Genomic DNA, 9,625 nt, shown 5'->3' with positions numbered 1-9,625 from the left:
GGCCGATGATGGGGCGACCCCCGCGGACCGTCGAATCCCGTGCTCCACCCGCCCGTCAGCCGAGGTGCCGTCGTTGGAACGCTGCTGGTTGTTCGCCCGCTCGGCCGTGCCGGCCGGCTGCCCGGGCACACGGGTGATCGAGCTGGTCGGAACCGTCCTGACCGAACTGGTCGCCGCCGCCCGGCGGGCCGATCCGGGCATGGACTGGTTCTTCGACCCGGAGGACTCCCCCGCCGGGCACCTGCGCCTCGGCTTCCACGCCGCCCCGGCCGCGCTCGACGCCGTACGGGCGCGGCTGCTCGCGTACGACCCGCAGGTGTCCCTCGCCGCCGACCGGTGCGCCGTGCGCGACGCCGCCCGGGGCGGCCCGCTCGCGTTCGCGGGCAGTGACCTGGCCCTGACCCTGCTCGGCGGGGACGTGCCCTGGCTGGTCGGCATCGAGTTGCCGCTGGCCGTGGCGCACCTGCGGCACCTGACCGGGCTGGTGCCGGCGGCCGACCGCCTGGCGTTCCTCTTCCTGCACTGGCAGGAACGCGGCCAGCGGCTCACCGGCGCGCAGCGGCGCGACCTGGCCGCGCAGGCCGACGCCGGCGCGGAGAAGATCGTCCTGGCGGCCGGCGACCTGCCGCTGGGCGGGGAGGTCGCCGAGGCGTGGCAGCGCTACCTGGACCGGGTGGCCGACGTGGTGGGTCGGGACCACCCGACGACGCCGTCCGGTTTCCTGCTGGCGCACCACGCGCAGCTCACCCACGACCGGTGGGGCATCGGGCCGGAGGTCGACTCGCTGGCCGCGCTGGCGCTGCGCCTGTCGATGGTCCGGGACCGCCCGGCCGCGAGCCCGCCGGTCCCCGTCGCGCCGAGGAGGCAGCAGCCACATGCACGCGTCCGCACCTGACCGTCCCGCCACCGAGCCGGCCCGCATCGAGGTGGCGCTCGGGGAGCGCTCGTACCCGGTGCTGATCGGCCCCGGCGTGCGCCACCGGCTCCCGGCGGAGGTGGCGCGGATCGGCGCCCGACGGGTCGTGGTGGTCTCGGCCCGGCCGCCGGAGTGGACGCCCGACCCGGGCGTGCCGCACCGGGTGGTGCCGGCCCGCGACGGCGAGCACGACAAGAACCTGGCCACGGTGGAGCAGCTCTGCCGGGCGTTCGCCGAGTTCGGGCTGACCCGGGCCGACGCGGTCGTCTCCTGCGGCGGCGGCACCACCACGGACGTGGTCGGCCTGGCCGCCGGCCTCTACCACCGGGGCGTCGCGGTGCTGCACCTGCCGACCTCGCTGCTGGCCCAGGTGGACGCCAGCGTGGGCGGGAAGACCGCGGTCAACCTGCCGGAGGGCAAGAACCTCGTGGGGGTCTACTGGCAGCCCCGGGCGGTGCTCTGCGACACCGAGCACCTGGGTACGCTGCCGCAACGGGAGTGGCGCAACGGGTACGGGGAGATCGCCCGGGCGCACTTCATCGGTGCGGGCGAGCTGCGCGACCGGCCGGTCGCGGAGCAGATCGCCGCCTGCGTGGCGTTGAAGGCCCGGGTGGTGGCCGCCGACGAGCGCGACTCCGGCCTGCGGCACATCCTCAACTACGGCCACACGCTGGGGCACGCGCTGGAGCGGGCCACCGACTTCGGCCTGCGCCACGGCGAGGCGGTCGGCGTCGGCACGGTCTTCGCGGGCCGGCTGGCCGGCGTCCTCGGCCGTGTTCCCGCCGACCGGGTGGCCGAGCACCACGACGTGGTGGCGGGCTACGGGCTCGACACCACGCTGCCCGCCGGCGTCGACCACGACGAACTGGTCGCGCTGATGCGCCGGGACAAGAAGGCCACCTCGGGCCTGTCCTTCGTCCTGGACGGCCCGGCCGGGCCCGAACTGGTCGCTGACGTCCCCGAGGCTGCCGTCCGCACCGCCCTGACCGGCATGTGAGGCCCGCGCCGTAGGCCGTCAGGTTCGTGCCCGGCACGCCCGCCGGTGCCGCGCAGCGAGCGGGCGGGCGGGCGGTGCACGCCCCCGCCGGAGGAGTCGACGCCGCAGGCCGGCCACCCGGACGACGCTCGGCACCGCCGCCGTCTCCGCCGTGCGTCGGGCCGGTGCCCACGCCACAGCATCGGCGCGGGCACCGGCTCGATCGCCACGTCGGTGCCCGCGCCGATGGCCGAACAGGCACCGGCCGAACAGGGCACGGGCGCGCCGACCCGGGCCGGGACCGGGGTCGACGCGTCAGCTGCCGAGCGCCCGCTGGATCTGCGCGATCAGCACTCCGCAGGCGTACCGGTCCGCCGCCCCGACCATGCCGACGATGGTCGCCGGCAGCGGTCCGTTGTCCGTCTCCGCCGGGTCGTGGTGCATGAAGACGACGAACTGCCCCCGGTCGATGAACGGCGCGAGGATCGGCTCGGCGTCGACGCCGGGAGCCAGCGAGAAGAACGTGGTCATCGCACACGGATGCTGGCCCAGCAGCGAACTGCGGTGCAGCAGCGAGGTGGTGGCCCCGCTGACCCGGAAGTTCGGGTCGATGACCCGCAGGGCGCCGTCACGACCGATCCCGGCGTCGAAGGAGCAGTACCCCCGGTACCCGAGCGCGCTGGCCTTTCGGACCCCTACGGTCAGCGCTTCGACCAGCTCGGCCGGCGGCTGGTCGTCGTCCATCACACAACCGACCCACGTCGAGGTGGGCTGCGGCAGGTGCACGGACGCACCGAAGTAGTGCACCGATCCGCTCTCCGTCACGCCGAACTGGAGGCCCCAGACCGTCCGGAAGGGCACCTCCTCCTCGACGATCCACTGGTCGCTGACCTGTTCCAGCTGGTTGAACATGGTGCGGTTCCGCTTGTCCTGCAACCGCCGGGTGAAGATCGCGATTCCGCTGAACACCTCGACACCGGCCGGTTTGATCACCGCCGGCCGGCGGTCCTGCTGCACGATGCGGCGTACGTCGGCGGGGGTGGCGACCTGCCGACGTGGCAGATATTCAGGCGCGACCAGGCTCTCCAGCACGGTCTTGTTGTTGAGGCGGGCGAGCAGGTCCGCGGGCACCCGGCTGCGCGCGGCCCGCAACTGCGGATCGTGCGGGGGAAACTGGAACTCCAGCGTCTCGCCCCGCTCGACGGCTTCCCGGGCGTACTGCACCGCCTGCGCGCCGGAACGGAATTCCCGCAGATCACTGGGCGTCTTGAGACCGGATCGGCTGAGCAGCCGAAGCGACTTGTCCGCGCTGGAACCGGTGCTGCAAATGGCCGCCGCCTGGTGCGGAAGGGTCAGGTGCAGACCCGTGATCATGTCCAAGCCGTTGTGCAGGGCGGCACCCGCGTCGGCGAGATAGCGGCTGTCGGCGGTCGCCACCGGGTCGGGCGGTCGGGCCAGGATCACCCCGTCGTGCGCGAACACCTGTACCTGGATGGGCACCTGCATTGAATCTCCTGACATGCCGGCCCACTGGGGGCCTCGGGGTGGCACTGAAACCGGGCGCACCACGGCCACGAACAGCGCAGAACGTGGCCGGAAGTGTGGGCTCCCGGTCCTGATGAGGCCGCTCGGCCGCGAGAGTCGGGCGTACCGCGTGCACCGACCGGACGGTCATGAGCTGGACCGGCCGGAAGCCGGCTGGCTTGTGGCCAGCGTTGCGTCGGCGAGGCGCACACCAACGGTCGGCGGTTGATGCCAGCCACCGACCGGAGTCATGGTCGGGAAAGCATAGTCACTACTGATTGTCCCGACATGGGCCAGTCAGTCGGACGCGGGCGGCCTTTTCGCCATTGGAGTCGCCAATACGCCTACCTGAGCCCTCGACTCGGGCTGACCGAAAAGCTGCCCGCAAGGAACCACAGGACCGTTCACTGTGGAACCGGGACAATCATGCACCGACCCTCTCAGAGGGCGCCTATCAGCCAATATAGAAAAGATATAGCGGCATGTGTTTCCGCCAAAGAAGCTACCGCAATCGGCCGGGATCCGATGCCCCCGTCCCGGTCGCGCACCGGATCCCGCATACAGGCCGATCGAGCGGCGGCGATGCCGGACACGGTGCGGAACGGGTCACCACTCGCCGGCCCATCTCCGGACGCGATCTCCGGCTGACGCACTAGGGGTCGACGCGCGCATCTCTAGGGGTGTACGCCACTCCACCGGGCTTCATAGGGTCGGGCCCCATTGGTTTCGTCGTTCCCTTTTTCACCGCACCGGATCGGGGACGAACATGGGTGCGCGGCGCCCGGACGGACGGGAGGTGCCGGTGATCGGATCGGGCACCCACCTGCGCATTCCGATCGACGTGGTCGCGGCCCGGAATCCGGACGGCGACCCCGTCCCGGTGACACCGCCACTGACCCGCCACAGCCGCCCGACCCGGTCGTGGGGTCCGCGCGCCGCCTCCGCGACGCCGCCCGGAGTCCGCCCGCCCGTGCGGCACCGGGGCCACGGCGGGCCGACGGATCCGCCCCACCTCGCGTCACACCCCGCCGTCCGGCGTACGGCATCCCGGCTGACCGGCCGCTGCGGCCCTGTGCCTTCCGGTCGCCCCCTTTCGATCGGAGGTTGAGCTCTTGTCTGTCGGGTTCGATGGCGCCCAGGCCGTGGACGGTGCGGCCGACGCCGTGGCTCTGGAGCTGGTGGGGGACCTGCGGAGACCTGCGGTGTGGCCCGCTCGGGCGGCCTCGGCACACCGCGTACTGCCCCCGTGGCCATCGGGCGACGGTCCGGCCGGTCATGTCGTGGTGGCGGGGCTCGTGGCGGTCCTGGCCCGGTGGACCACCCAGGACGAGGTGGTGCTCGGGCTGTCGCCGGGGGCCGGCGCGGTGGCGCGGGTGGACGTCGCGGATGACCCGGGGTTCGGGGAGTTGGTGGCGCGGGTGGGCTCGGCGTGGACGGCGCCCGTGCTGGGTCGGGACCGGATGGATCCGGTGGCGGTGGAGCTCGTCGACGGCCCGGTGGCCGAGGTGGGCCCCGAGACGGTGGACGTCGACCTGGTGGTGACCGTGGCCTCGGACGGGTCCGCGCTGCGGGTGGACTACGCGGTGGAGGGCTTTTCCGCGCAGTGGGTGCGGAGCCTGGTGGATCAGATCGTGGTGCTGGTCTCCGCCGGGTCGGCGGAGCCCGAGGTCGGCCTGTCGGGGCTGGCGTTGCTGGGCGACGCGGAGCGGGAGCGGCTGCTGGGGTGGGGTCGGGGTCCGGCGCGGGAGGTGCCGGGTGAGCCGATCCACGAGCTGGTGCTCGGCTGGGCGCGGCGGTCGCCCGAGGCGGTGGCGGGTGTCGCGGGTGACGAGGTGTTGACGTACGGGGAGTTGGATCGCCGGTCGGGGTCGCTGGCGGCGTACCTGCGGTCGGTGGGCGTGGGCGCCGGTGACGTCGTGTCGGTGGCGTTGGAGCGCGGGTTGTGGTCGCTGGTGGCGACGATGGGTGTGCTCCGGGCCGGCGCGGCGTACACGCCGATGGACGTGTCGTGGCCGGCGGAGCGGATGCGGATGCTGCTGGCCGACCACGGCGCGCGGGTGGTGTTGACGGTCGGCGCGGTGGCGCCCCGGGTTCCCGCCGGGGACGGGGTGTCGGTGGTGGCGCTGGACGACGACTGGTCGACGGTGCGGGCGTGCGCGGCGGTGGGGCTGCCGGAGGTGCCGGTCGACGCGCCGGCGTTCGTGATCTACACGTCGGGTTCGACGGGCACGCCGAAGGGCGTGGTGCTGTCGCACGAGAAGCTGAACAACTTCCTGGCGTGGATGACCGACGAGTGCGCCATCGGGCCCGACAGCCGCATGCTGCACTCGGCGGCGCCGGTCTTCGACGCCGCGTTCGGGGAGATCTTCGCCACGCTCACCGGCGGCGGCCGCGTCGTCGTCTGCTCGCGCGACGACCTGCTCGACGTACGCCGGCTCACCGAACTGGTCAACCGGCACGGCGTCACGCACACGTTCGGACCGGCCACCAACATCGCCCCGCTCGACCCGGCCGCCTGCCCCGGCCTCCGCTGCATCATCTTCGGCGGCGAGGCCGTCCCGCCGCAGTTGGCCCAGCGGTGGCTGACGGCGGGTACGCGGGTGGTGAACGCGTACGGGCCGGCGGAGATCGCGGTGGCGTGCACGTGGTTCGACGCGTCGGCCGGGTGGGGTGGCGCGTACGTGCCGATCGGCTGGCCGATGCCGAACCGGCAGGTCCGCGTCGTCGACGCCAACCTCAACCTCATGCCCGTCGGGGTCCCCGGGGAGATCCTGATCGCCGGCTTCGGCGTCGCCGACGGCTACCTCAACCGTCCCGAACTGACCGCCGAGCGGTTCGTCACCGATCCCTACGGCGGTGGCCTCGCCTACCGCAGTGGTGACCTGGCCCGCTGGAACACCGCCGGCGCACTCGAGATCCTCGGCCGCATGGACCACCAGGTCAAGGTCAACGGCATCCGCATCGAACTCGGCGAGATCGAGAGCGTCCTCGCCCAGCATCCGGACGTGGAGACCGCCGTCGTCGTCCGCCGCGAGGACCGGGGCGTGGCCCGACTCGTCGCGTACGTCACCGGGCGCGACGGCCACCCCCTCAGCACCGCCGACCTGCGCGAACACGCCGCAGCCCAGCTCCCCACCTACATGGTGCCCGCGGCCGTCGTCGTCCTCGACCGCTTCCCCCTCGGCGGCACCGGCAAGATCGACCGGAACGCCCTGCCCGCACCCGACACCCAGCGCCCCGACCTCGACGTGCTGTACGTGGCACCGGCCACCGACGCCGAACGCCTCGTCACCGGGGTCTTCGCGAGCGTCCTCGGCATCGACCGGGTCGGCACCCGCGACAGCTTCTTCCACCTCGGCGGCACGTCGTTGCAGTCCGCGGCCGTCGCCACCGGCATCGACGAGGCGGCCGACGTGGTCGTCCCCGTCTCGCAGATCCACCGCACCCCCACCCCGTACGAGCTGGCCCGGTGGCTCGCCACCGCACCCCGCCGTACGGACACCGGCTCGACCACGGCACAGGCCCGCCAGCGCCCCGGCCCGGTTCCGCTCGCGCAGCAGGTGGCGAAGTGCCTGATGTCGCCGCTGGAGGTCGTCGTCCCGGTCACCTGGTGGATCGAGGGTGAGCTGGACCTGCGGGCGCTGATGGCCGCGCTCGGCGACGTACACCGCCGCCACGAGGCGCTGCACGCCCGCTACCGGCGCACGGACCCCCCGGTGGCACTCGTCCCGCCGAACCCGGCGATGCCGCAGCTGCGCCTGCTGACCGACGCCGCCACCGAGCAGGACGCGCTCGACCAGCTCGCCGAGGCCGTGCAGCAGCCCCTGGACTACACCCAGGGCCGCAACTGGCGCGCCGCACTGATCCGGAACAAGGCCACGAAGCGGATCCTGTTCGGCGTCGGCATCCACCACATCGCCTTCGACGGGTGGTCGTACGGGCTGCTGGTGCGGGACCTGAGCCACGCCTACGCGGCACGGCAGGCCGGCCAGGCGCCCGGGTGGGACCGCCCCGCGCCGACGCTGCGCCAGTCGTACGACGAGTACGCCCGGCTCCGCGAGGCCGCCGACCTCGAGACCCAGCGGGCCTACTGGCGCGAGCAGCTACGCGGCCTGCCCCGCCAGGGCCGGGGCCCGGCCACCGCGCCCCTGGAGCAGGCGCTCGCCTGGGGACCCAAGGCGGGGCACACCGTCACGGTCACCCCCGAGGTGCTGCAACGCTGGGACGGCGCCGCCCGGGAACAGCGGTTCAGCCGCTCCAGCTACTTCGTGGCGGCGTTCGCCTCGGCGCTGCGCGCCATCCATCAGCAGGACGACATCGCCCTGCTGATGGTGGTGGCCAAGCGGGGCAGCCGGGTCCTCGACTCCGCGTTCACCACCCGGCTCAACCTCAACTGCGTCCGGGTGCGGTTCGACGGGCCGCAGGACGACAAGCTGGTCCTGCGGGTCGACGAGACGATCAGCGACCTCATGCGGGCCCAGGACGTCCCCTTCGCGGAGACCGCCGACGATCCCGCCGCCGGGCTCTCCGGCGAGGTGGTCGCCAGCCTGCCGACGTTCGTGTTCCAGGACAACGTGGTGGTGCCGCTGGAGCTGCCCGGCTGCCGGGCCGAGGAGGTCGTCGACCCGTACGCCCGGGAGGTGCCCAACGGGCTCACGGTCGAGGTGCTGCCCCGCGTCGACCACGCCCTCCTGCGCGTCACCATCCGCACCGACTATCTGCCGTACAGCTTCGCCGAGGAGCTGAACCACCACATGTTGCGCTTCCTCGAAGCCGGGCCGGCGGGTACCACCACCGCCGGCTGACCGTCCGCCCGTCCGCACCGGACCGCTCGTCACCGCGTGGGGCGCGCGAGCCGCGTGCTGAGAGTTCGTGGTTTCCCCTCCGGCGTACCCCCCGTGGGTGGCGCCGGTCCTGATCGGAGGTTGGCTCATGTCTGTCGGGTTCGTTGGTGGTCGGGCTCCGGCCACGGATGTCTCCGGGCCCGACGTCGAGATGCTCGACCTGATGGGCGACCTGCGCCGGCCGACGGTGTGGCCGGCCCGCGCGGCCTCCGAGTTCCGGGCGGTCGACCTGCCCGGCCTGGTGGGCGCGCGCTCCCCCGGCGCGGTGCTGCTGTCCGGTGTCCTGGGCGTGCTGGCCCGCTACACCGGTCAGGCCGAGGTGGCAGTGGGGCTGTCGTCGGGTGGCGTGCTGCGGGTCGACGTCGCGGACGATCCCGGTTTCGGGGAACTGGTGTCGCGGGTGGATGCGGCATTGGCCGCGCCGGTCGCAGCGGACGCGGTGGGTCCGGTGGTGGTCGGGTTGGTGGACGCTCCGGTGGCCGAGGTGGGGCCGGACGCGGTGGACGTGGACCTGGTGGTGGCCGTCGCGGGCGACGGGTCGGCGGTGCGGGTGGACTACGCAGCGGACGGGTTCTCGACGCAGTGGGTGCGGGGCCTGGTGAACCAGGCGGTCACGCTGGCGTCCGCCGGGTTGGCGGGGCCGGAGGTCGGGCTGTCAGGGTTGCCGTTGCTGGGCGAGGCGGAGCGGGAGCGGTTGCTCGCGTGGGGCCGGGGTCCGGTCCGTCCGGTGCCGGCCGAGCCGCTGCACGAGTTGGTGCTGGAGTGGGCCCGCCGCACGCCGGACGCGGTCGCGGGCGTCGCTGACGGCGAGGTGCTGACGTACGCGGAGTTGGAGCGTCGCTCGGGGGCGCTGGCCCGGTACCTGCGCTCGGCCGGCGTCGGCGTCGGGGACGTGGTGTCACTGGCGCTGGACCGCAGCATGTGGACGCTGATCGCCACCCTGGGGGTGCTGCGGGCGGGCGCGGCGTACACGCCGATGGACGTGTCGTGGCCGGCGGAACGGATGCGGATGCTGCTGGCCGACCACGGCGCCCAGGTCGTGCTCACCATCGGCGAGGTCGCCCCACGCGTCCCCCGACCCGACGGCGTACGGGTCGTCGCGCTCGACCACGAGTGGCCCACGGTGCAGGCGGCCGAACCGGTCGACCTGCCGATCGTCGAGGCGTCTGCGCCCGCGTTCGTGATCTACACGTCAGGCTCGACCGGCACACCCAAAGGCGTCGTGCTGACCCACGCCAACCTGACGAACTTCGTCACCTGGATGCGCGACGAATGCGCGGTCGGCCCGGACAGCCGGATGCTGCACTCCTGCGCCCCCGTGTTCGACGTGGCCCTCGGCGAGATCTACACCGCCCTGACCTCCGG

At 73.4% G+C, this 9,625-nt stretch carries 5 protein-coding genes; 4 read left to right on the top strand and 1 reads right to left on the bottom strand.

The genetic code is table 11. The annotated features are described in order from the left end of the window. Positions 1-64: 64 nt before the first annotated feature. Both ACGFIG_RS30290 and ACGFIG_RS30285 read left to right on the top strand, forming a co-directional pair. Positions 65-895: a hypothetical protein gene (locus ACGFIG_RS30290; protein WP_393008723.1), complete on the top strand. Its 831-nt coding sequence runs from the start codon at positions 65-67 to the stop codon at positions 893-895. After that, positions 876-1,913, top strand: coding sequence for a 3-dehydroquinate synthase family protein (locus ACGFIG_RS30285; protein ID WP_393008721.1), 1,038 nt, complete (start codon positions 876-878; stop codon positions 1,911-1,913). Before ACGFIG_RS30290 ends, ACGFIG_RS30285 begins: the two co-directional genes overlap by 20 nt. 294 nt (positions 1,914-2,207) lie before the next feature. On the opposite strand, the gene ACGFIG_RS30280 is transcribed toward ACGFIG_RS30285, so the two are convergent. Beyond that, the gene (locus ACGFIG_RS30280; protein ID WP_393008719.1) at positions 2,208-3,398 is read right to left on the bottom strand and encodes an ATP-grasp domain-containing protein; all 1,191 of its coding nucleotides are present in this window, start codon (positions 3,396-3,398) and stop codon (positions 2,208-2,210) included. A gap of 1,301 nt (positions 3,399-4,699) precedes the next feature. Here ACGFIG_RS30280 and ACGFIG_RS30275 point away from each other — a divergent pair. Next, positions 4,700-8,221 carry an amino acid adenylation domain-containing protein gene (locus ACGFIG_RS30275; RefSeq protein WP_393008717.1) on the top strand — a complete coding sequence of 1,174 codons (3,522 nt, stop codon included), beginning with the start codon at positions 4,700-4,702 and terminating at the stop codon, positions 8,219-8,221. Positions 8,222-8,348: 127 nt separating this feature from the next. Continuing rightward, positions 8,349-9,625: AMP-binding protein (locus tag ACGFIG_RS30270; protein ID WP_393008715.1), on the top strand; the 1,277-nt coding region annotated here is incomplete at its 3' end.

Origin of the sequence: Micromonospora sp. NPDC049048, from assembly GCF_043197615.1 — a bacterium.
In the GTDB taxonomy this organism is placed as follows: Bacteria; Actinomycetota; Actinomycetes; order Mycobacteriales; family Micromonosporaceae; genus Micromonospora.
The sequence above is the reverse complement of the archived record's forward strand: the minus strand, read 5'-3'. Positions and strand labels throughout refer to the sequence as shown.